Origin of the sequence: Streptomyces shenzhenensis, from assembly GCF_003688995.1 — a bacterium.
In the GTDB taxonomy this organism is placed as follows: domain Bacteria; phylum Actinomycetota; class Actinomycetes; order Streptomycetales; family Streptomycetaceae; genus Streptomyces; species Streptomyces shenzhenensis_A.
On record NZ_PENI01000001.1, the window covers coordinates 125211 to 145955 of the forward strand.

Genomic DNA, 20745 nt, shown 5'->3' on the forward strand with positions numbered 1-20745 from the left:
GGGGCACCCCCACGACGCCGCAGGGCCCGCCCTCCGGGCGGACGACGGGAGTTTGACGACAGGACCTAGGGTTCACACCGGCTGGCGGTGCAGTGCGTCCCGTACCAGTTCGGCGATCCCGCCCTCCGTGGGCGGCGCGGCCACGCAGGACAGCGCGAGCCGCACCACCAGCTCGCAGGAGCGGGCCAGTTCGGTGCCGGCCACCCTCACCGCGCCCGGCCCGGTCAGGGCCACCAGCGCCCGGTCGCGCACGATCTGCACGAAGTCGCCGGGCGACGGCAGCGGCCCGTCCGCGCGGCGCTGCGCCGGCACGGCGGAGGATGACGGCACGGCGGACAGCGTCGGCGCGGGCAGCCGCTCGCTCCAGCAGCCGGTGAGCATGGCGCGCACGATCGGATTGTCGCGGGCGAGGGCGGCGGTCCACTCGGCGGTGGCGGTGAGCCGCTCACGCGGTTCGACGCCACCGGCCAGGGCCCGCTCGATCCCGGCGAGATAGCCGTCGGCCTCCCGGCGCACCAGCGCCCGGGCGAGCCCTTCCTTGCTTCCGAACTCGTTGTAGAGGGTCTGCCGGGACACTCCGGCCGCCGCGGCCACGTCCACCATCCGCACGGCGGACCACGGCCGCCGCACGAGCGCGGTGTAGGCGGCGTCCAGCAGGGATTCCCGGGCAGCAGGCATCGTCGCCTCCCTGGGGTGAGCGGCTCTGCGCCCAGGTTTGACGCGCCTCCCGGCACTGTCAAGAGTTCGCGTAGCGGGTGCGCCTCCCGGGGACGGTTGTGCGCCACCGTCTCGGCCGAGCCGGGCGCGCCGGGGCGGCGTCCTCGCCCGCGGCCCCCGCTGGCCGCGCCGCGACCGGGCCGGATACGGTGCATCACATGCCCGACTACCTCGACGACCTCCGCCTCGCCCACGTCCTCGCGGACGCGGCCGACGCCGCGACAATGTCCCGCTTCAAGGCCCTCGACCTCAAGGTGGAGACCAAGCCGGACATGACCCCGGTGAGCGAGGCGGACAAGGCCGCCGAGGAGCTGATCCGCAGCCAGCTCCAGCGCGCCCGGCCCCGGGACGCGGTCCTCGGCGAGGAGTACGGCATCGAGGGCACCGGGCCCCGCCGCTGGGTGATCGACCCGATCGACGGCACCAAGAACTATGTGCGGGGCGTGCCCGTCTGGGCCACCCTGATCTCGCTGACGGAGGCGGGCGAGGGCGGCTACCAGCCGGTCGTCGGGGTGGTCTCCGCACCGGCCCTGGGCCGCCGCTGGTGGGCCGCCAGGGGCCATGGCGCCTTCACCGGCCGCAGCCTGTCCTCCGCGGCCCGCATCCACGCCTCGCGCGTCTCCCGGCTGGCGGACGCGTCCTTCGCGTACTCCTCGCTGTCCGGCTGGGAGGACCAGGGCCGGCTCGGCGGCTTCCTCGACCTCACCCGCGAGGTCTGGCGCACGCGCGCGTACGGCGATTTCTGGCCCTACATGATGGTCGCCGAGGGGTCGGTGGACATGTGTGCCGAGCCCGAGCTGTCCCTCTGGGACATGGCGGCGACGGCGATCGTCGTCACGGAGGCCGGCGGCACCTTCACGGGTCTCGACGGCCGCCCGGGCCCGCACAGCGGCAACGCCGCCGCGTCCAACGGGCTGCTCCACGACGAGTTGCTGGGGTATCTCAACCAGCGCTACTGAGAAACCTGGGCTGCCTGCGCACGCCCTCGGTCCGCTGCACGCGCCCCCTTGTTGACTCGCGCTTTGCCTGCGACTCTGAAAGTCCCCCCGATTTGTGAATTTGTGAATCCGCGAACTATCGATTCGTCGACGTGTCGATCCATCGATGCGCCGGTCCGCCGATCTGCCGGTCCTTCGATCCCGTGATCAGCCGGTCGGCCACTCCGTCGCCAGGTCACCACGTCGCTCGGTCGGTCCGGATTCCGCCGGAGGATTCTCCCTAGGAGGTGGCTCCATCCCATGCTCGTTCGCGACGCCATGAGCACGGTGGTCCTCACCATCGGCCCCGCACACACCCTCCGCCAAGCCGCCGCCCTGATGTCCGCCCGCCGCGTGGGCGCCGCGATCGTCCTCGACCCCGACGCCGGCGCCATCGGCATCCTCACCGAGCGCGACATCCTCAATTCCGTGGGCCTGGGCCAGAACCCGGACACGGAACGCACCCACGCGCACACCACCAACGACGTCGTGTTCGCCACCCCGACCTGGACGCTGGAGGAGGCGGCCCACGCGATGGCGCACGGCGGATTCCGCCATCTGATCGTCCTGGACCACGGCGAGCCCGCGGGCATCGTCTCGGTCCGCGACATCATCCGCTGCTGGGCGCCACGGCGGCAGCGGGTGCCGGCCTGACCTGCCAACGGGCCGGAATCCCCGTACCCGAGGAGTCCGGCCCGCGCCACGGCAAGCGGTCCAGTGCTGGTGATCAGCCGCGCAGGGCCTGGACCGCGGCCTCCAGCCGCTTGCCGAAGTCGTCGTCCGCCCGGCGGAAGTTGCCGATCGCGCGCTCGGCGATGTCGTCCCTCGACACCTTGGCGATGAAGCCCGCCAGATTGCCGATCAGGCGCTCCTTCTCGTCCTCGGACATCAGCCGGTAGAGGCTGCCGGCCTGCACGAAGTCATCGTCCTCGGCGTACACCGGTGCCGGGTGGTCGCCCGTGCCGCCAGCGACCGCCGTGGCCTGCCACAGCGGCCGGTCGGTCTGGAACGGGCCACCGAAGCTGTTCGGCTCGTAGTTCTTCGCGCCCTTGTGACGGCCGTCGTAGAGGAAGCCGTCACGGGAGTAGGTGCGCGCCTCGGTGGCGTGCGGGCGGTTCACCGGCAGGTGGTCGGCGTTGATGCCGACGCGGTAGCGGTGGGCGTCGCCGTACGCGAAGAGGCGGCCCTGGAGCATCTTGTCCGGGGACGGGCCGATGCCGGGCACGAAGTGCGCGGGGCTGAAGATCGACTGCTCGACCTCGGCGAAGATGTTCTCCGGGTTGCGGTCGAGCTCCAGCTTGCCGATCTCGATCGGCGGGTAGTCCGCGTGCGGCCAGACCTTGGTCAGGTCGAACGGGTTGAAGCGGTACGCCGCCGCGTCGGCCGCCGGCATGATCTGCACCTGCACGGTCCAGCTCGCGAACTCGCCCCGCTCGATGGCCTCGCGCAGATCGCGCTGGTGGGAGTCGGGGTCCTCGCCGGCGAGCCTGTTGGCCTCGGCCTGGGTCAGGTTCTTGATCCCCTGGTCGGTCTTGAAGTGGTACTTCACCCAGAAGACCTCGCCGGCCTCGTTGTTCCACTGATAGGTGTGCGAGCCGTAGCCGTTCATGTGGCGGTACGAGGCCGGGATGCCGCGGTCGCCGAACAGCCAGGTCACCTGGTGCGTGGACTCGGGCGACAGCCCCCAGAAGTCCCAGACGTTGTCCGCCTCCTGCGAGCCGGTGTACGGGTCGCGCTTCTGGGTGTGGATGAAGTCCGGGAACTTGATGGCGTCCTTGATGAAGAACACCGGGGTGTTGTTGCCGACGAGGTCGTAGTTGCCCTCCTCGGTGTAGAACTTCAGCGCGAAGCCGCGCGGGTCGCGGACCGCGTCCGCGGCGCCCAGGTTGCCGGCCACGGTCGAGAAGCGCAGGAAGGTCTCCGTCCGCTTGCCGACCTCGGAGAGGAACCGGGCGCGCGTGTACCGCGTGACATCGGCGGTGACCGTGAAGGTGCCGTACGCACCGGCGCCCCGCGCGTGCACCACGCGCTCCGGGACGCGCTCGCGGTTGAAGTGGGCCAGCTTCTCCAGCAGCAGCTGGTCCTGGACGAGCACCGGGCCGCCGACACCCGCGGTCTCGCTGTTCTGGTTGTCGGCAACCGGAGCACCGGCCTCCGTCGTGAGAGGTCCCTGCGTCACGTGCGCCTCCTGCGTCACTTTGCACTGATCCTGTCGCTTGGCCAAGGCCGAACTCGATCCTACAATGGACACTGTCTAAGTCAAATGGCGATCCAAAGTCACACCTGTTCGCGACCTGGTCCCCTCGACTGTTAGGCTGGGCTTTATGAGTGACCTTCTGGAACGGCTGCGCGGACGCGGATGGCGGATGACCGCGCAGCGGCGCGTCGTGGCCGAGGTCCTGGACGGCGAGCACGTCCATCTGACGGCCGACGAGGTCCACGCCCGGGCCGTCACCCGGCTGCCCGAGATCTCCCGCGCGACCGTCTACAACACCCTCGGGGAGCTGGTCTCGCTCGGCGAGGTACTGGAGGTCGCCACCGACAAGCGGGCCAAGCGCTACGACCCGAACGCCCACCGGCCGCACCACCACCTGGTGTGCGCCCGCTGCGGCGCGATCCGCGACGTCCACCCGAACGGGAACCCGCTCGCCGATCTCCCCGACTCGGAGCGCTTCGGCTTCGCGGTCTCGGACGTCGAGGTGACCTACCGCGGGGTGTGCCCGGACTGTGCGAGCGCCTAGCCGCAGCCCCGCACCCGCCTGACGGCGGCCCGACGAGCCCCGGCACCGACGGATGCCGGGGCTTTGTGCTGCGTACGGGCTTCCTGAATCTGACGGCCCGTCATATGGTCAACGGCGCCCACCAGTCCGTTCCGCACTCCGCGAGGAGACGCCCGTGGGAGAGCCGTATCCGAAACTCCGAGCCACCGATCTGACCCGTACCTTCGGCCGAACCCCCCACACGGTCGACGCCCTCGGCCCCCTCGGCCTCACCGTCGCCGCCGGCGAGTTCGTCTGCGTCGTCGGCCCCTCCGGCTGCGGCAAGTCCACGCTGCTGCGCATCGCCGCGGGCCTGCTGCGCCCCAGCACGGGCACGCTGGAGATCCGCACGACGAGCCCGCACCCGGTCGCCATGATCTTCCAGGACTACGGCATCTACGACTGGAAGACGGTCCAGGCGAACGTGCGCTTCGGCCTGGACGTCCAGCGCGTCCCGCGCCGCGAGGCGAACGCCCGCGCCGCCGACTGGCTGGCCCGGCTGGGCCTCGCGGACTTCGCGCACGCCTACCCTGCGACGCTCTCGGGCGGCATGCGCCAGCGCGTGGCGATCGCCCGCGCCCTGGCGGTGGAACCCGAACTGCTGCTCATGGACGAGCCGTTCGCCGCGCTGGACGCCCAGCTGCGCACCATCCTCCAGGACGAACTGCTGGAGATCACCCAGGCGCTGCACACCACCACCCTGTTCATCACGCACAGCCTGGAGGAGGCGATCGTCCTCGGCGACCGCGTCCTGGTGATGTCCGCGCGTCCCGGCCGGATCATCGCCGAGCGGCGCCCGCCGTTCCCGCGCCCGCGCACCGGCGGCATCCGCTCGGCGCCCGCTTTCACGGCCCTCAAGGGCGAGCTGTGGGACCTGCTGCGCAAGGAGGCGGTGCCGGCATGACGACCGTGCTCCCCGACCGGGCAACGGTCCTGGTCCGCCGTCCCGGCGTCCGCGAACTGCACCCGGTCGGCGCCCACCGCCGGCGCCGCGCCCTGGAGCTGTCCCTCGCGGTCGCCGTGCCCCTGCTGCTCGTCCTGCTGTGGCAGCTGGCCGCGAGCCGCGCCTGGATCGACGACCGCGTCTATCCGGCCCCGTCCACGATCCTGGCCGACGGCTGGGACCGGGCGGCGGCCGGCGAGCTGTGGCCGGACGTGTGGGCGACGCTGCGCCGCGTGCTGGCGGGCTACGCCGTCGGCACCGCGACGGGTTACCTGCTCGGCCTCCTGATGGGGTCGCTCCCCCTGGTACGGGCGGCCCTGGAACCGCTCCTTGACGCCCTGTACGTCGTGCCGAAGCTGGCCCTGCTCCCCGTCTTCCTGAACATGTTCGGCCTGGGCGAGGGCCCGCAGGTGGCCCTGGTCGCGGCCACCGTCTTCTTCTTCGTCTGGATCTCCACGATGTCGGCGGTGATCGCCGTCCCGGCCGGCCACCGGGATGCCGGGCGGGTCTTCGGCGCCTCACCGTGGCAGATGTTCCGCCACGTCCTGCTCCCCGCCTCCCTCCCGTCGGTCCTGGTCGGCGCGCGGATCGCGGCGGGCGTGGCGGTCCTGGTGATCGTCGCCTCGGAGCAGATCGCCGCGGCGGACGGCCTGGGCCATCTGATCTTCGACTCGCGCGCGCTGTTCCAGAACGACGTGATGTTCGTGGGGATCGTCTGCGTGGCCGTGCTCGGGGTGCTCTTCTCCGAGCTGGTCCGGATCGCGGGCCGGCTGCTCACCCCCTGGGCGCCGCGGGACCGGGGACGGGGGCAGTCATGAGGAAACGCCTCGGCCCCGGGCGGGGGACGGCGCTCGCCGTGGTCGCGGCCCTGCTGGCGGCGGCCGGCTGCTCGTCGGCGCGCTCCGGGGACGCCCCGCCGCGGTCCGGGACGGAACACCGCACGGTCCGCACGGTCGCCGGCTGCGGCACGGCGTCCTGGACCGACCCGGCGGACCTCTCCGCCGACCGCGCACCGGCCCGCTGCGCACCGCGGACCCCGGCCGCCCGGCCGCCGGCCCAGCGCCGGAAGCTCACCATCGCCACCGGGACGCTGAGCGCGGAGTACGCGGCCCCGCTGCACGTCGCCCTGGACAAGGGCGAGTTCACGGCGGACGGGCTGGATGTCACGCTGCGGGTGCTGCCCACGCCGGACGCGCTGCCGCTGCTGGCCAAGGGCGACATCGACGCCCTCTGGGCGGCTCCGGAGGCGGCCGTGATGAACGGCGTCCGCGGCGGTTTCGACATCAAGTGGGTCGCGGGCAACTTCTCGCCCGACCCGGAGTCGAAGAGCGGCCTGTGGGTGAAGCTGGCGGACGGCGAGAGCGCGGCGCAGGTCCCGATGGCGGGCCGCACCATGGGCACCATGATCGGCAAGGGGTCGGTGATCGCGTACCCGATGCAGCGGGCCCTGGCCCGGCACGGCGGTGGCCTGGACGAGATCCGCTACCAGCAGCTGGGCTCGGCGGATGTGCTCACGGCCCTGCAGAGCGGCGGCGTGGACTCGGCGTGGCTCCTCGACCCGGTGTGGCGCCGGGTGGACGGGGAGCGGGGCTATGCGTTCCTGGGCGGCCAGCCGCTCGGGGAGCCGCTGGGCGGCATGTTGTACGGCCCCTCGCTGCTCCAGGACGACGTGGACGCCGGGGTGGCCCTGCTCCGGGCCTACATCCGCACGGTCGACACCTACTTCGCCGGCGACTACAAGAAGGATGCGGGGTTCGTCACCTACCTGGCGAAGCTCCTGAAGACGGATGCGGCGGTCCTGAAGTCGACGCCGTCGCTCCGCATGGACTGGGAGATCAGATCCGGCACCGTCGCCCGCCTCCAGTCCGCCTACCGGGCCCAGGGCGTCACCGAGGGTGCGGCCCTGCCGGAGTCGAAGACGGTGGACCGCTCGTTGTACGAGGAGGCGGTGGGCCACGCCCCCTGAAGCGCCGCCCTGCTGCCCGTTCGCCGGGCATACGCCGAGGGCCGGAGTCCCTTGCCTGGACTCCGGCCCTCGGTTTCAGTAGCGGGGACAGGATTTGAACCTGCGACCTCTGGGTTATGAGCCCAGCGAGCTACCGAGCTGCTCCACCCCGCGTCGGTGAACGCAACATTACGTGAGCGCCGCCCCCAGAAGCAAATCGATAACGCCCCCACGCCCCAGGGCCCTGTTTCTCCCCCTGTGCCTGCCTGCCAACCCCCGGCACAACCAACCCAGGGACGCGAGGAACTGCGCACCCAACCCCCACACACCCGCACAGGCCGACGCACCGCACCCCCCACGGCGAGACCCAGCCCCCGCACCCACCAGCCAACCCCGGGCACAACCAACCCAGGGGCGCGAGGAACTGCGCACCCAGCCCCCACACACCCGCACGGACCAGCGCACCGCAACCGAACTACGCCGAGAGTTCCTCCCGCAGCGCATCCCGCAACCGAGCCGCACGCTCGCCGACCTCCGCGGGCCCCAGCGTCACCGCACGGTCGGCCCACCGCTGCCCCTCGACCAGCTCCCCGCGGCGGGCGTAGACGAGGGCCAGCCGCAGGGCCGCCCGGCCGTGCCCGGCGTCGGCGGCCCGCGTCCACCACACCGCGGCCTCCGGCTCGCTCCCCTCCCGGGCCAGGAGCAGCCCGAGGTTGAACGCCCCGTTCCGGGACCCGGCCTCGGCCGCCTCCCGGTACCACCGCGCCGCCTCCACGACATCGCCACGCGCGGCGGCCAGCATCCCGACCCGCACCTGCGCGCGCCGGTGCCCCTGACCTGCCGCCCGCTCGTACCACTCCTCGCACTCGGTCTTCTCGTGCACCGACTCCCCCAGCTCGTGCGCGGACCGCGCGGGCCGCCGCGCGTCGAGCAGGGCGGCCAGCCGGTACGCCGCCTCCGCGCTGCCGGCCCCCGCCGCGCACCGCAGATGCCGCTCCGCCTGCTGCTCGTCCCCCTCCCGCAGCCGGGCGATCCCGACCTGCAGCGCCGCCTCCGTGTGCCCGGCCGCCGCAGCCCGCTCGTAGTAGCGCAGCGCCACCCGCTCCTCGCCCCGCCCGGCGTACAGGATCCCCAGGTTGAACGCGGCGTCCACGCTGCCCGCCTCCGCCGCCTTGGAGAACCACGGCTCCGCACCGGCCGGGTCGCCGCTCTGCAGCAGCAGGATCGCCAGCGCGTTCGCCGCCTCCCGGTGCCCGGCGTACGCGGCCCGCCGGTACCACTGCTCGGCCTGCCCGATCCGCCCCTGCGCGGCGCAGAGCAGTCCGAGGTTGTACGCACCGTTGTCGTCCCCGGCGTCCAGCGCGGTCCGGTACCACCGCTCGGCGGTCTGCGGCTGGCCGCGCTCGGCGTACAGCGCGCCCAGCGCGTTCGCCGCGTTGCCGTCGCCGTCCTGCGCGGCCCGCAGCCACCACACGGCCGCGCTCTCGGTGTCCCCGGCGTCCCGGAGCAGGAACCCGAGCGCGCAGGCGGCCCGCGCCTCGCCGTCCTTGGCCGAGGTCAGGTACCAGCGCCCGGCCTCCTTCAGCTCACCCCGCCGCTCCAGGATCGCCCCGAGCTGGAGCGCGGCCCGCCGGTGGCCGCGCGCGGCGGCCTGCCGGTACCACTGCTCGGCCTCCCCCGGGCCGGACCTCCGGGCGCCGTTGCCGGCCCCGGTGCCCCCGCCGGCTCCCGCGGCGCGGTCCAGCATCCGCGCCAGCCGGTACGCCGCCTCGCGGTGCCCGCGCTCGGCGGCGGCCCGCAGCCACCGCTCGGCTCCGTCCGCACCGCGGTGTTCCAGCAGATCGGCGAGCGCGTACGCCCCCAGCACATGGCCCTGCTCGGCGGACTGGCGCAGCCAGTACTCCGCCGCGGGTTCGTCGCCGCGCTCACGGTGGTGCCGGCCGAGCGCGTGCGCGGCGGCCGACGAACCGGCGACGGCGGCGATCCGCCACCATCCGGCGGCCTCGTCGGGGTAGCCGCGCTGATGCAGAAGGACGCCGAGGTTGTTGGCGGCGGCGCGGTCGCCCGCGGCGGTGGCGGCACGCAACTGGGGTTCGGCTCCGTCGAGATCACCGCGGCGCAGCAGCATGGCCCCGAGGACGCTCATCGCCTCGGCGTCGCCCGCCTCCGCGGCGAGCCGGCGGCGCACCTCCTCGGCGGCCTCGCCGGCCTCGTCACGGTCGGCGGACTGCACAAGGTCGGCAGGCCGCACGAGGTCGGCAGCCTGCCCAAAGTCGGCAGGCTGCGCAAAACGCCCTGTCTCCAACAGACTTGCCTTGTCCCCCATAACGTCCATCGTCGCACCACCTGCAACCTGGGTACACCCGGTATACCCCAGCCCGTGAGGTCACTTCAGCGTTTTGTCGACATGCCCACAGAGAGACAAGTCAAACACACATCCCCCAAGTCCCCACGAAGACACGACGACCCGCACATCGGCAGATCCGCTCACCACGCGTCCGCACACGCCGAAGGCCCGGATCCTCTGGAGGATCCGGGCCTTCGATTTCAGTAGCGGGGACAGGATTTGAACCTGCGACCTCTGGGTTATGAGCCCAGCGAGCTACCGAGCTGCTCCACCCCGCGCCGTGTTCGGAAACCTTACCACGGCACGGGGTGTCCTTGATCAGCCGCCGCTCTGGCCGTCCCCGGGGCTGGGACTGCCGCTCGGACTCGGACTGCCGCCCTTGCCGTCGCCGTTCTTGCCGCCGCTCGCGCTGTCGGCCTTGGCCTGCGCCTCCTCGGCCCGTCGCAGCGCGTCCTGGAGGTCCTTCTGTGCCGTGCCGTAGGCCGCCCAGTCGTTGTTCTTCATGGCCTCCTGGCCGGCGTCGAAGGCCTTCTGCGCGTCCTCCAGTGCCTGCTGGACCGTGGGATCACCGGACGTCGGCGGCGGATTCTCGGTGCCGGTGCCGGTGTCGTCGTCCGACGGCGGAGGAGTCGAGGCCTTCGCCCCGAACACCACGTCCAGCGCCTCGTCGAGGGTGTCCTCGAAGGCGGTTCTGCCCCCGTAGGTCACCAACACCTTGCGCAGGAGCGGGTACTTGAGTCCGCCACCGCGTACGTAGACCGGCTCGACATACATCAGTCCGCCGTCGAGCGGCACGGTCAGGAGGTTGCCGTACTCGACCTGCGAGCTGCCGCCTTCGAGCAGCTTGATGGCCGAGGCGATGTCCTGTTCCGAGTTGAACTGGCTCTGCACCTGTTTGGGCCCGTCGACCGTCGTGCTCGTCGGCAGCTTCAGGATTCTGATCTTGCCGTAGTCGCCGGTGCCCGCCTCGGCATCGACCGACATGAACGCGCTGAGGTTGTCACGGCCGTTGGGCGTGAACGTCGTCGACAGCGAGAACGACTGCGCCGCCTGGTCCGGCATCCGCATGCTCAGGTAGTACGGCGGCACCGCGTTGCCCGACTTGTTGGTCGGGTCGTCCGGCACCTGCCACACCTCGCTGCCGGTCAGGAACGTCTGTGCGTCCGTCACGTGGTAGCGGGTGAGCAGTTCCCGCTGGACCTTGAACAGGTCCTGCGGGTAGCGGAGATGCGCCATCAGATCGCCCGAGATATCCGACTTCTGGTGAACCGTGCCGGGGAACGCCTTCATCCAGGTCTTCAGGACCGGGTCCTTGGTGTCCCACTCGTAGAGCTTGACCTCGCCGGTGTACGCGTCGACGGTCGCCTTCACCGAGTTGCGGATGTAGTTGACCTGGTTCTGCTGGGCCACCACCGCGCGCGAGTTGTTCGTCGCGGTCAGCGAGTCGGCCGTCGTGTCACCGAGGGTCGTACGCGAGGAGTACGGATAGCCGTTCGTCGTCGTGTACGCGTCGACGACCCACTGGATACGGCCCTTCACGACCGCCGGATAGGCGTCGCCGTCGATCGTCAGCCAGGGGGCCACCGCCTCGACGCGGTCCTTGGGCGTGCGGTTGTACAGGATCCGCGAACCGTCGCCGATCGCACCGGAGTAGAGGATCTGCGGCTCGTTGAACGCCAACGCGTACGCGGCGCGGTTGATCGGGTTGGCGAGGCTGACCCCGCTCTTGCCCTGGTAGCTGGTGGTCTTCTCGCCGTTGTCGTCGGAGTAGTCGATCTCCTTCTGGGGACCGCCGACGATCGAGTACGTGCCGGTCTTCTCGCCGTAGTAGATCCGCTGCTCGTACGTGCCCAGGTCACCCTTGGACGGCAGGTTGTACTCGGTGAAGACCGGGCGCCCCTCGGAGTCCGCCTCGGTGCCCTTGGCGGCGACCACACCGTACCCATGGGTGTAACGGAAGTGGTCGTTGATCCAGTTGTTCTTCGGGATGCCGTCCAGGTTCAGCTCACGCAGACCGATGACGGTGTCCTGGTCGTTGCCGTCCTTGGAGTACCGGTCGACGTCCAGATTGGTCGGGAACGCATAGTAGTTCCGCATCTGCTGGAGCTGCTGGAACGTCGGCGAGACGATGTTCGGGTCCATGATCCGGATGCTCGCCGCGGAGTTGACGTCGTCCCGCAGCTGCGTCTTGTCCGAGGTGGTGCTCTTGCCCTCGTACTCGGTGACCTTGGTGTCGTCGATGCCGTAGGCCTCGCGGGTCGCCTTGAGGTTCTTCTGGACGTACGGGGCTTCCTTGGCCTGCTCGTTGGGCTGGACCTGGAACTTCTGGACGATCGCCGGGTACAGGCCGCCGATGAGGATCGCCGAGAGGACCATCAGGCCGAAGCCGATGACGGGCAGCTGCCAGGTGCGCCGCCACAGCGTGGCGAAGAACAGCAGCGCGCAGATGACCGCGATGCAGAACAGGATCGTCTTGGCCGGCAGATAGGCGTTCGCGTCGACGTATCTGAGGCCCGTCCAGTTGCCGGTGGCCTTGAAGTCGCTGGACTTCACGGCCAGTCCGTACCGGTCGAGCCAGTAGGCGACCGCCTTCAGGGTGACGAAGACGCCGAGCAGCACCGACAGATGCCCGGTGGCCGCCGCGGTGGCGCGCGCGCCAGGGCTGGTCACGCGCAGCCCGCCGTACAGGTAGTGGGTGAGCGCGGCGGCGATCGCGGACAGGATCGTGGCGGCGAAGCCGAAGCCCAGCAGGAAGCGGTACCAGGGCAGATCGAAGGCGTAGAAGGAGACGTCGAGGTGGAACTGCGGGTCCTTCTCGTGGAAGGGCACGCCGTTGACCCACATCAGCCAGGTGCGCCACTGACTTGCCGCGGAGGCGCCGGCGATCAGGCCCACCAGGGCGGTGATGCCGAGCAGGAGCCACTTCTTGAAGGGCGCGATGCCCATGCGGTACCGGTCGAGACTCTGCTGCTCCATGGACATGGCGCTGAGCGGGGGCCGCAGCCGGTGTGCGAGCCAGATGTTGAAGCCGACCGCGAGCGCCATCAGCAGCCCGAAGACGGCGAACAGCCCGATCTTGGTCCACAGTGTGGTGGTGAACACGGACGAGTAGTGCACCGACCGATACCACAGCCAGTCCGTCCAGAACCCCGCGAACATGGTGAACGCCATGCCGAGGACGGCAAGGACGCCCAGTGTCATGAGCAGGGTCCGGACGCGCCGGGACGGGCGGCCCGCTCTGATCCGTGGCCCCGTCGGGCCTCCGCCGCGGTCCGGCATCTGGAAAGCCAAGGTGCGTACCTCGAAGTTCGGTGTTGATTCGCTGTCGTTACGTCAGGCCCCCGAGTTCGCGGACCGTCCGGTGGGCCCACAGATCGTGGGCCCACACCTATGCAACTTACTCACGGTTTACTCGGTTCCCGATTCCGGCGATGAACGAGGCAGGATTGTGACCATGTCCAACACTCCCATGGCAGCGAACCCGCTCACCCGGTCCGTGCTCGAGATCGACGAGTACGCCTCCGGCCTCGGCTGGGACCAGCCCGCTCGCCTCTTCGCCCTCGTCGACACCGCGCGGCTGCGGGCCGAGGAACCCGCGCTCGCGGCCCAGCTCGACCTGCCGGACGAGCCGGCGGCCGCCGGCCTCACCCCGATCGAGCAGGACGAGGTCCCCGCGGGCAAGCCGCTCGACGAGTTCCTCGGCACCATCGCCTGGCCCGACGCCGTGGCCGGCTGCGCGCTCACGGTGGAGCGGCTGATGCTGCCGCCGTCCGCCGAGGCCCAGGTCCCGCAGGGGCTGGACGGGGCGAAGCTGGCCAAGTGGGTGGCGGACCACCCCGAGCGCCAGGAGGTCCGGATGACGGTCGCGGTGCTGCGCGACGGCACCCGGGAGTCGGCCCTGCGGCTGCGTGACAAGGACACGCCGACGGAGGTGCTCACCGGGCCCGACCTGGTGCCGGGTCTGGCGGACGCGCTGACGGCGACGTTCGCGGACTGACCCGCGTCGGCGGCCCGCCGCCGGGACCTCGGCGCCGGCCGTCACCGCCGGCGCCGGGCACCCCTTCCGGCCGGGCGCTTCTTCCGGCCCGGTCCGCGGGCGGCCCCGGCCACGCGCGGGTGCCGGTTCCTCAGCCCTTGGCCGTGCACATCGGCAGGGCGGCCGTGTCCCCGTTGCGGATGTCGTCGAGGGCGCCCAGGGCGTCCTTCATGGTCTTGACCTTGACGAGGGTCAGCCCGCCCGGGGTGTCCTTGAGCGCGGCGGCGCAGTTGTCGGCGGGCGTCAGGAAGTACTGGGCGCCCTTGTCGCGCGCGCCGACGGTCTTCATCTCGATGCCGCCGATCGGCCCGACCTTGCCGCTGTCGTCGATCGTGCCGGTACCGGCGACGAACTTGCCGCCGGTGAGATCGCCCGGGGTGAGCTTGTCGTAGATGCCGAGCGCGAACATCAGGCCGGCGCTGGGCCCGCCGACGTCGGCAAGCTTGATGTCGATGGTGAACGGGAAGGTGTGGTCGGTCCCGGCGGAGATCCCCACGATGGCCCGCTTGGTCCCGCTGTCCTCGGACGTCGTCGTGGTGATCGTCACGTCCTGGGCGCCGGTCGGTGTCCGGTTCTCCTTCTCGGCGGCGGCCTGCTCCTTGGCCGGGATGATCGTGAAGACGACGTCCTGGCCGGGCTTGTGCTTGGTCACCAGCTCGGCGACGTCGGCGGGCTGCTTCACTGCCGTGCCGTCCACGGCCTTGATGACGTCACCGGCGTGCAGCCGGCCCTGGGCCGGGGAGCCCTTGACGACGGTGGAGACGATCACCCAGGACCTCACCGGGATGTCCAGTTCCTTCAGGGCGGCGACCTTGGCGCTCTCCTGGGACTGGCTGAACTCCTCGGCGTTCTCCTGGGTGGACTGCTCCTCGGTCTTGCCGTCCGGGTAGAGCGTGTCGTGCGGCACGACCTTGTCGTCGTGCGCCAGCCAGCCGTAGACGGCCTCGACCAGGTTCATCCTGTAGTCGGCGCTGGTGACCCGGACCGTGGTCATGTTGAGGTGTCCGGTCGCCGGGTACGTCTTGTGACCGGAGATCTGCAGTACCGGCTCGCCGTCGTGCTCCCCCAGCGTGTTCACCGTCGGCCCCGGGGACATCTCCGCGTACGGGACGGGCAACAGCACACCCGCGCACAGGAACGCGATCAGCATCAGGGTGGAGGCGAGCATCGTCGCGGTGCGGCGTGGCATGGTTCGACATTACGGGACGGGTCTGTCAGCGCACCGTCAGGGCACCCCTGCCCAGGCCTCACCGACCGGCGTGCGGTTTCTCCATCGCCGCGCAGAACCGGGCATAGCCGTCCAGCTCGGGGCCGTCGCTCCGGGCCTTCCGGTTCCGGTTGGCCCAACTGCCCCACAGACCCGCGCCTATCGCGGAGACAAACGGAATCAGCAACCAGGCGAGCGACGCCATGCCGACCTCCCAACCCCATGACCGTCCGCAACTGAGTGATCAGCAGATTAACCACTCGCACTGACAACGCTCAGCCCAGGGGTGCGGTTACGCAACCGGAAGGGTTACGGCGGGTCCGACCCGCCCTGGGGCTACGCGCCCACCCACTCCTCGGTGCCGTCGGAGAAGGTCTGGTGCTTCCAGATGGGCACCTCGTGCTTCAGGTCGTCGATCAGCTTCCGGCAGGCCTCGAAGGCCTCCGCCCGGTGCGGGCAGGCCACCGCGACGACGACGGCGATGTCCCCGACGCCCAGATCCCCCACTCGGTGGACGGCGGCCAGGGCCCGGACCGGGTACTCCGCGACGACCTTCTCGGCGACCCGGCGTATCTCGGCCTCGGCGCCGGGGTGGGACGAGTACCCGAGCCGGTCGACGTCCGCGCCCCCGTCGTGGTTGCGCACGGTCCCCACGAACAGCGCGATGCCGCCCGCCGCCGCGTCGCCCACGGCCTGGAACACCTCGTCCACGGACAGCGCGGTCCGGCGGACGCCGATCAGCTTGATGGGATCCTGAGCCGCCTGCTCACCGGGGTGACCGTTGGTGGGTGCCATGGGGCCATCGTGCCGCACCGCGGGCAGATCCCGGAACAGCAGGTACGCCCGTCACGCGCGCGTGCACCTCCGCAGGCTCCTCGCCTCCTCCGGAAGCGCGCGATCCGCCGGGCTTCCGCCAGAGGGCCGAAACCCTTCTCAGATCCGCCGCCGCGCCTTCCGCGCCCGCCGTACCACGGCCGCCGCGCCCAGCAGGGCGACCGTCGCCCCCGCGGCCCCCGCCGCGGTCGCGTCCTTGCGGCCCAGCCGCCGTCCGGCCACGGTGTGCCGCCCGGAGACCTCGTCCAGCAGCTCCGCCAGGACCTCCTCATTGGTCCACTGCGGCCGCCATCCGGCGTCGTGCAGCCGGCTCCCGCTGACCACCCACGGGTACATCGTGTAGGCCAGGTCCCCGGCCGGCGACGGAGTGAGCCCGATCCGGTGCAGCCGGGCCGCCGCCCCCAGGGCGACCGCCGACGGCAGTTCCATCCGCCGGATCCCGCTCAGCTCCTCGACCTCCTCCTGCTCCAGCCAGCCGTCACAGCCCACGGCCAGCTCCCCGTCGACCTTCTCCAGGACCGCGTACTCCAGTGCGCCGCACAGGTCCTCGACGTGACAGAACTGCCAGGCGGGCCGCGACCCGGCCACCACAAGGAGCCGCGGCGACTCGAAGTACCTGGTCAGCGCGGTGTCGGTGCCGCCGACCAGGACGGCGGGCCGCACCACGGTGACATTGAGCCCGGGATGCGCCCGCGGCGCCCGCCGGGCCAGCCGCTCGATCTCCAGCAGGTCACCCACGCCGGTCGCCTCGGCGGTCGCCCGCAGCTCCGCGTCCTCCGACAGGGGCAGCTCGTTGTCCGGCAGGGCCCCGTACACCATCGCGGAGGTGCACAGCACGACCCGGTGCACGCCGGCCGCCGCGGCGGCGGTCAGCACCGTCTGCGTGCCGCGCACGTTGTACGCCGTCCGGGCCGACGCGTCGGTCTCCAGGTCCAGGTCGAGCGCGAGGTGCACGACCACGTCCGCGCCGCGCAGCCGGTCCGCGATGGCCGGATCCCGTACATCGAGGATGTGCCACTGGGCCGCCGCGCACTCACCGCGCCGTTCGTCGATCGCGACGACCCGCTTGACCTCCTCGGACGCGGCGAGCCGCGCCGTGAGCAGCGCGCCGACCCCGGTCGCGGCGCCCGTGACCGCGACGACGGGCCCGCGCACGGCGGGAGGGGTTGAGTGGTTTCGCGCTGCGCGAACCTGCGGATCTGGGGAACTCACCAGGCGTCTCCAGCGGTTGTCTTGAGTATGCGCGCGTAGGACACGTACGTACCAGGTGGCATCCATCCTGCCGCAGGCCGAGAGTCGGCGAAGCACCGAGGCCCGATCGGGTCTTTGGTGTCTACGCTGGGTGGTGTTGTCGGGCAGCCGCGCCGTCGGAGAGAACCGGCGGCCTAACACCAGCCGAGGAACCCCGTGAGTGACACCCCATTCGGATTCGGCCTTCCGCCGGAGGAGCCGGAGAACGGCGACGAGGGCAAGAAGAAGGACCAGCAGAGCGGTGGTGGGCAGGGACCGGCCAACCCGTTCGGTTTCGGACTGTCCGGAGCCGGGGGCCTGGGCGGCCCGGGCGCCGACAATCCGCTCGCCGCCATGTTCGGTTCGCTGAACCCCGCCGACCTGGGCGCGGCCTTCCAGCAGCTGGGCCAGATGCTCTCCTACGAGGGCGGCCCGGTGAACTGGGACATGGCCAAGCAGATCGCCCGCCAGACGGTCTCGCAGGGCACCCCGGACGGCGTCAAGGACGCGAGCGTCGGCCCGGCCGAGCGCTCCGCGGTCCAGGAGGCCGTGCGCCTGGCCGACCTGTGGCTGGACGACGCGACGTCCCTGCCGTCCGGCGCGGGCTCCGCGGTGGCGTGGAGTCGCGCGGAGTGGGTCGAGGCCACGCTTCCGGCCTGGAAGGAGCTGGTCGACCCGGTCGCCGAGCGTGTCGGCGCGGCCATGGGCGACGTCCTGCCGGAGGAGATGCAGGCCATGGCGGGCCCGCTGATCGGCATGATGCGCTCGATGGGCGGCGCCATGTTCGGCACGCAGATCGGGCAGGCCGTCGGCGTGCTCGCGGGCGAGGTCGTCGGCTCCACCGACATCGGCCTGCCGCTCGGCCCGGCCGGCAAGGCCGCGCTGCTGCCGCTGAACATCGAGGCGTTCGGCAAGGACCTGGGCGTGCCCAAGGACGAGGTGCGGCTCTACCTCGCCCTGCGCGAGGCCGCCCACCAGCGTCTGTTCGCGCATGTGCCGTGGCTGCGCTCGCACCTGTTCGGCGCGGTCGACGGCTACGCGCGCGGGATCAAGGTCGACACGGCCAAGCTGGAGGACGTGGTCGGCCAGTTCGACCCGCAGAACCCGGAGCAGCTGCAGGACGCCCTTCAGCAGGGCATGTTCCAGCCGGAGGACACACCCGAGCAGAAGGCCGCCCTGGCGCGTCTGGAGACGGCTCTGGCGCTCGTCGAGGGCTGGGTGGACGCGGTGGTCCACGCGGCCGCGAAGCCGCGTCTGACGTCCGCCGACGCCCTGCGTGAGACGCTGCGCCGCCGCCGTGCCACGGGCGGGCCGGCCGAGCAGACGTTCGCGACGCTGATCGGCCTGGAGCTGCGGCCCCGCCGGCTGCGCGACGCCTCCCGGCTGTGGGCCTCCCTCACGGACGCGCGCGGTGTCGACGGCCGGGACGCCCTGTGGGCCCACCCGGACATGCTGCCGACGGCAACCGACCTGGACGACCCGGACGGCTTTGTCCACCGCGAGCAGCTGGACTTCTCCGAGCTGGACAAGATGCTCGGCGAGGCGGCCGACGGCACCGGCGAGAAGCCGAACCTGAAGAAGGGCGACGCGGGCGACGACGCCAAGGGTGACGGCACCGAGTGAGCCTGTACGACGACGCGGTCCTCGTCCTGAAGGGGTACGAGGGCCGGGAAGAGGGCCAGGAAGAGCTGCGCCAGGCCTATCTGGACCATCTCGCGGCGCATCCGGACGGCCTGTGGAAGGCCTGCGGGGCGGGGCACCTCACGGCGAGCGCCCTGGTCGTCGACCCGGCGCACGGCCGGGTGCTGCTCACCCTGCACAAGAAGCTGCGAATGTGGTTGCAGATGGGCGGCCACTGCGAACCGCAGGACACCTCCGTGCGGGCGGCGGCCGTGCGCGAGGCCACGGAGGAGTCCGGCGTCCCGGGGCTGACGCTGCTCCCGGGCGGCCCGGTGCGCCTGGACCGCCATCCGATCCCGGCCCCGTGCCACTGGCACTTCGACGTGCAGTACGCGGTCGTGGCGCCGCCCGGTGCGGTCCAGGAGATCAGCGACGAGTCGCTCGACCTGCGCTGGTTCGGCTACGACGAGGTGCCGCGCGTGGCGGACGAGTCGGTCGTACAGCTGCTGGACGCGACGCGCGCCAGGCTCTGAGACCCGACGGCATCCCGACGGACCGGGCAGGACCTGCATACGGGCGACCGGCCTGCGCGCGGGCGACCCACTTGTAAGGGGCGACCGCCCAGGGTGGTCGCCCCTTACTGCCGGCTCACTGCTGCCGGCTCGCTGCGGCTCAGCTCCAGACGTTCCCCTGGTTCTGGCCGCGCGCCCCGTGCTGTCCCATGCCGTACTGCGCGGCGAGCCCCCGCCCGATCGTGGCGTTCTGCGGCGGCAGCAGCTCGCTGGGCTGGACGAGCGCGTAACCGGTGCCCATGAAGCTCAGCTCCCAGCCCTCACCGGTGCTGCCGCGGCGCCGCCACACGCCGGAGGAGTGCGTCTGCGCCTGCATCTGGACGCGCAGGCCCGTGGACCAGGCGACGATCGCGTCGGCGTCGCAGTTGACGTACCGGTCGGGTGTCACCTGCATCATCAGTGGCACGCCCGAGGTCATCAGGGCGACCTTGCCGTGGCCGGTGATGTTGAGCTGGTACTTCCCGGACCCCGAGATGCCGTACAGGCTGTCGACGGCGATGACCTCGTGGTGCAGCGAGGAGTCCAGGGCGAGGACGTAGCTGCTGTCGACCGTCAGGCCCTCCTGCTCGACATCCACCACATGGACGTACTGGGCGAGGTTGGCGAAGTAGACCGTGCCCTGCCCGTGGCAGCGCATCAGGTCCAAGCCCTCCCCGGTGTACGCACGCGCGTGTGCCTGGCCGCTGCCCTGGTACTCGGCGTCGAACTCGACGAGGCCCTGGTAGGCGACCATGCTGCCCTTGCGGGCGAGGAGGTCTTCGTGGCCCTCCAGGGCGACGCGGAGCAGCTGCTTGTTCTGCAGGCTCCAACGCTCCTGGGTCTGCTGGTCGTTGTAGGCGAAAAGCGGGCTCTGCATGATGGCTCTGGCTCCCCCTCAGCCCCGGACCCGGAGGCGGTCGGTGCTGTCCTCGCTGGGCTGGACGACGACGATGCCCTGACCGGAGAAGGCCATCTGGTAGGCCTCGCCGCTGCCGCGGCCGATCAGCGACTGCGCCTTGAAGCTGCGCTTGCCCTTCACCTTGAGGTTCGGGGACCACGCGACGAGCGCGTCCGGGTCGACGTACGTCTCGTCCTCGCCGCCGCCGCAGTCGACGACGATCGGCTTGCCCCGGGAGGTCAGGGCGACCCAGCCCTGCCCGGAGATCCTGGTGTTCCACAGGCCCTGTCCGGCGAACTTCGCGAGCCCCTTGACCCGCTCCACGCCCCAGGTCAGCTGGGCGTCGAAGGCGAGCAGATTGGTGGCGTTGACGGAGATGCCGTCGCCGTTGAGGTTGATCACGACGACGTTCGCACCGTAGTCGGCCAGGTACAGCAACCCGTCCCCGGAGCACTTCATCAGGGGGGCGCCCTCGCCGGTGACCCAGTCGCGGGCGATCTGGCGGACGGCCGGCGGGTTGGGCTCGTACTGCACGAAGCCTTCGTAGGCGACCATGGACCCCACGCGCGCGAGGAGGTCGTTCCCGGTCTGCATGGCGACCTTCAGCATGTGGTCGCCGTGGTTCTCCATGCGGGCGGTGACCGGTGCGGGGGCGTAGCCCATGAGCGGCTGGTTCATGAC

The 20745-nt window shown here is 71.4% G+C and carries 19 protein-coding genes and 2 tRNA genes; 9 read left to right on the forward strand and 12 right to left on the reverse strand.

Features of this window, described 5'->3' with window-relative positions; translation table 11 throughout:
* Nucleotides 1-72: 72 nt before the first annotated feature.
* Entirely contained in the window at nucleotides 73-678 is a 606-nt protein-coding gene (locus CTZ28_RS00545) for a TetR/AcrR family transcriptional regulator (RefSeq protein ID WP_121887165.1), read from the reverse strand.
* A gap of 197 nt (nucleotides 679-875) precedes the next feature.
* Here CTZ28_RS00545 and hisN point away from each other — a divergent pair, with 197 nt between their 5' ends.
* Both hisN and CTZ28_RS00555 read left to right on the forward strand, forming a co-directional pair.
* The gene (gene hisN, locus CTZ28_RS00550; RefSeq protein WP_121887166.1) at nucleotides 876-1676 is read left to right on the forward strand and encodes a histidinol-phosphatase; all 801 of its coding nucleotides are present in this window, start codon (nucleotides 876-878) and stop codon (nucleotides 1674-1676) included.
* Between the two features lie 279 nt (nucleotides 1677-1955).
* Nucleotides 1956-2348, forward strand: coding sequence for a CBS domain-containing protein (locus CTZ28_RS00555; RefSeq protein ID WP_121887167.1), 393 nt, complete (start codon nucleotides 1956-1958; stop codon nucleotides 2346-2348).
* A gap of 73 nt (nucleotides 2349-2421) precedes the next feature.
* Here CTZ28_RS00555 and CTZ28_RS00560 read toward each other — a convergent pair whose 3' ends face one another.
* Nucleotides 2422-3891: a catalase gene (locus tag CTZ28_RS00560; protein ID WP_121887168.1), complete on the reverse strand. Its 1470-nt coding sequence runs from the start codon at nucleotides 3889-3891 to the stop codon at nucleotides 2422-2424.
* 127 nt (nucleotides 3892-4018) lie between these two features.
* Between CTZ28_RS00560 and CTZ28_RS00565 the strand changes: the two genes are divergently transcribed.
* From CTZ28_RS00565 to CTZ28_RS00580, 4 genes are all read left to right on the forward strand, one after another.
* Nucleotides 4019-4435, forward strand: coding sequence for a Fur family transcriptional regulator (locus tag CTZ28_RS00565; RefSeq protein ID WP_121887169.1), 417 nt, complete (start codon nucleotides 4019-4021; stop codon nucleotides 4433-4435).
* 154 nt (nucleotides 4436-4589) lie between these two features.
* The gene (locus CTZ28_RS00570) at nucleotides 4590-5357 is read left to right on the forward strand and encodes an ABC transporter ATP-binding protein (protein ID WP_121887170.1); all 768 of its coding nucleotides are present in this window, start codon (nucleotides 4590-4592) and stop codon (nucleotides 5355-5357) included.
* Nucleotides 5354-6214: an ABC transporter permease gene (locus CTZ28_RS00575; protein WP_121887171.1), complete on the forward strand. Its 861-nt coding sequence runs from the start codon at nucleotides 5354-5356 to the stop codon at nucleotides 6212-6214. The genes CTZ28_RS00570 and CTZ28_RS00575 overlap by 4 nt, the downstream gene beginning before the upstream one ends.
* Nucleotides 6211-7362, forward strand: coding sequence for an ABC transporter substrate-binding protein (locus tag CTZ28_RS00580; protein WP_121887172.1), 1152 nt, complete (start codon nucleotides 6211-6213; stop codon nucleotides 7360-7362). Before CTZ28_RS00575 ends, CTZ28_RS00580 begins: the two co-directional genes overlap by 4 nt.
* 79 nt (nucleotides 7363-7441) lie before the next feature.
* Here CTZ28_RS00580 and CTZ28_RS00585 read toward each other — a convergent pair.
* The 4 genes from CTZ28_RS00585 to CTZ28_RS00600 form a co-directional block, all read right to left on the reverse strand.
* Nucleotides 7442-7515: transfer RNA gene (locus tag CTZ28_RS00585), tRNA-Met, on the reverse strand.
* Nucleotides 7516-7816: 301 nt separating this feature from the next.
* Nucleotides 7817-9676: a TPR domain-containing protein gene (locus CTZ28_RS00590; protein ID WP_183154197.1), complete on the reverse strand. Its 1860-nt coding sequence runs from the start codon at nucleotides 9674-9676 to the stop codon at nucleotides 7817-7819.
* Nucleotides 9677-9892: 216 nt separating this feature from the next.
* Nucleotides 9893-9966: transfer RNA gene (locus tag CTZ28_RS00595), tRNA-Met, on the reverse strand.
* Between the two features lie 40 nt (nucleotides 9967-10006).
* Complete coding sequence (locus CTZ28_RS00600) at nucleotides 10007-12967, reverse strand: UPF0182 family membrane protein (RefSeq protein WP_121887603.1); 2961 nt, start codon at nucleotides 12965-12967, stop codon at nucleotides 10007-10009.
* A 175-nt stretch (nucleotides 12968-13142) separates the two neighbouring features.
* Between CTZ28_RS00600 and CTZ28_RS00605 the strand changes: the two genes are divergently transcribed.
* Nucleotides 13143-13685: a PPA1309 family protein gene (locus CTZ28_RS00605; protein ID WP_183154198.1), complete on the forward strand. Its 543-nt coding sequence runs from the start codon at nucleotides 13143-13145 to the stop codon at nucleotides 13683-13685.
* Nucleotides 13686-13815: 130 nt separating this feature from the next.
* Here the strand turns inward: CTZ28_RS00605 and CTZ28_RS00610 are convergent, their stop codons facing one another.
* The 4 genes from CTZ28_RS00610 to CTZ28_RS00620 form a co-directional block, all read right to left on the reverse strand.
* Nucleotides 13816-14913, reverse strand: coding sequence for a YlbL family protein (locus CTZ28_RS00610; protein ID WP_183154199.1), 1098 nt, complete (start codon nucleotides 14911-14913; stop codon nucleotides 13816-13818).
* A gap of 58 nt (nucleotides 14914-14971) precedes the next feature.
* On the reverse strand, nucleotides 14972-15136 hold the full coding sequence (locus tag CTZ28_RS46790; RefSeq protein WP_183154200.1) for a hypothetical protein: 165 nt from the start codon (nucleotides 15134-15136) through the stop codon (nucleotides 14972-14974).
* Nucleotides 15137-15267: 131 nt separating this feature from the next.
* On the reverse strand, nucleotides 15268-15726 hold the full coding sequence (locus CTZ28_RS00615; protein WP_121887174.1) for a molybdenum cofactor biosynthesis protein MoaE: 459 nt from the start codon (nucleotides 15724-15726) through the stop codon (nucleotides 15268-15270).
* A gap of 138 nt (nucleotides 15727-15864) precedes the next feature.
* On the reverse strand, nucleotides 15865-16977 hold the full coding sequence (locus CTZ28_RS00620; protein ID WP_121887175.1) for an SDR family oxidoreductase: 1113 nt from the start codon (nucleotides 16975-16977) through the stop codon (nucleotides 15865-15867).
* A gap of 195 nt (nucleotides 16978-17172) precedes the next feature.
* Between CTZ28_RS00620 and CTZ28_RS00625 the strand changes: the two genes are divergently transcribed.
* A complete protein-coding gene (locus CTZ28_RS00625) occupies nucleotides 17173-18618 on the forward strand; it encodes a zinc-dependent metalloprotease (protein ID WP_121887176.1) in 1446 nt (481 codons plus the stop codon).
* On the forward strand, nucleotides 18615-19148 hold the full coding sequence (locus CTZ28_RS00630) for an NUDIX hydrolase (RefSeq protein ID WP_121887177.1): 534 nt from the start codon (nucleotides 18615-18617) through the stop codon (nucleotides 19146-19148). The genes CTZ28_RS00625 and CTZ28_RS00630 overlap by 4 nt, the downstream gene beginning before the upstream one ends.
* Nucleotides 19149-19287: 139 nt before the next feature.
* On the opposite strand, the gene CTZ28_RS00635 is transcribed toward CTZ28_RS00630, so the two are convergent.
* Nucleotides 19288-20043, reverse strand: coding sequence for an AIM24 family protein (locus CTZ28_RS00635; RefSeq protein WP_121887178.1), 756 nt, complete (start codon nucleotides 20041-20043; stop codon nucleotides 19288-19290).
* An 18-nt stretch (nucleotides 20044-20061) separates the two neighbouring features.
* Nucleotides 20062-20742, reverse strand: coding sequence for an AIM24 family protein (locus CTZ28_RS00640; protein WP_121887179.1), 681 nt, complete (start codon nucleotides 20740-20742; stop codon nucleotides 20062-20064).
* Between the last annotated feature and the right edge of the window lie 3 nt (nucleotides 20743-20745).

What these genes read in the sequence shown, in the direction of transcription:
- CTZ28_RS00615 (WP_121887174.1), bottom strand. Translation starts at nt 15,726, where the DNA reads ATGGCACCCACCAACGGTCACCCCGGTGAGCAGGCGGCTCAGGATCCC.
- CTZ28_RS00565 (WP_121887169.1), top strand. Translation starts at nt 4,019, where the DNA reads ATGAGTGACCTTCTGGAACGGCTGCGCGGACGCGGATGGCGGATGACC.
- CTZ28_RS00605 (WP_183154198.1), top strand. Translation starts at nt 13,143, where the DNA reads ATGTCCAACACTCCCATGGCAGCGAACCCGCTCACCCGGTCCGTGCTC.
- CTZ28_RS00575 (WP_121887171.1), top strand. Translation starts at nt 5,354, where the DNA reads ATGACGACCGTGCTCCCCGACCGGGCAACGGTCCTGGTCCGCCGTCCC.
- CTZ28_RS00555 (WP_121887167.1), top strand. Translation starts at nt 1,956, where the DNA reads ATGCTCGTTCGCGACGCCATGAGCACGGTGGTCCTCACCATCGGCCCC.
- CTZ28_RS46790 (WP_183154200.1), bottom strand. Translation starts at nt 15,136, where the DNA reads ATGGCGTCGCTCGCCTGGTTGCTGATTCCGTTTGTCTCCGCGATAGGC.
- CTZ28_RS00580 (WP_121887172.1), top strand. Translation starts at nt 6,211, where the DNA reads ATGAGGAAACGCCTCGGCCCCGGGCGGGGGACGGCGCTCGCCGTGGTC.
- CTZ28_RS00635 (WP_121887178.1), bottom strand. Translation starts at nt 20,043, where the DNA reads ATGCAGAGCCCGCTTTTCGCCTACAACGACCAGCAGACCCAGGAGCGT.
- CTZ28_RS00590 (WP_183154197.1), bottom strand. Translation starts at nt 9,676, where the DNA reads ATGGACGTTATGGGGGACAAGGCAAGTCTGTTGGAGACAGGGCGTTTT.
- CTZ28_RS00610 (WP_183154199.1), bottom strand. Translation starts at nt 14,913, where the DNA reads ATGCCACGCCGCACCGCGACGATGCTCGCCTCCACCCTGATGCTGATC.
- CTZ28_RS00640 (WP_121887179.1), bottom strand. Translation starts at nt 20,742, where the DNA reads ATGAACCAGCCGCTCATGGGCTACGCCCCCGCACCGGTCACCGCCCGC.
- CTZ28_RS00545 (WP_121887165.1), bottom strand. Translation starts at nt 678, where the DNA reads ATGCCTGCTGCCCGGGAATCCCTGCTGGACGCCGCCTACACCGCGCTC.
- hisN (WP_121887166.1), top strand. Translation starts at nt 876, where the DNA reads ATGCCCGACTACCTCGACGACCTCCGCCTCGCCCACGTCCTCGCGGAC.
- CTZ28_RS00600 (WP_121887603.1), bottom strand. Translation starts at nt 12,967, where the DNA reads ATGCCGGACCGCGGCGGAGGCCCGACGGGGCCACGGATCAGAGCGGGC.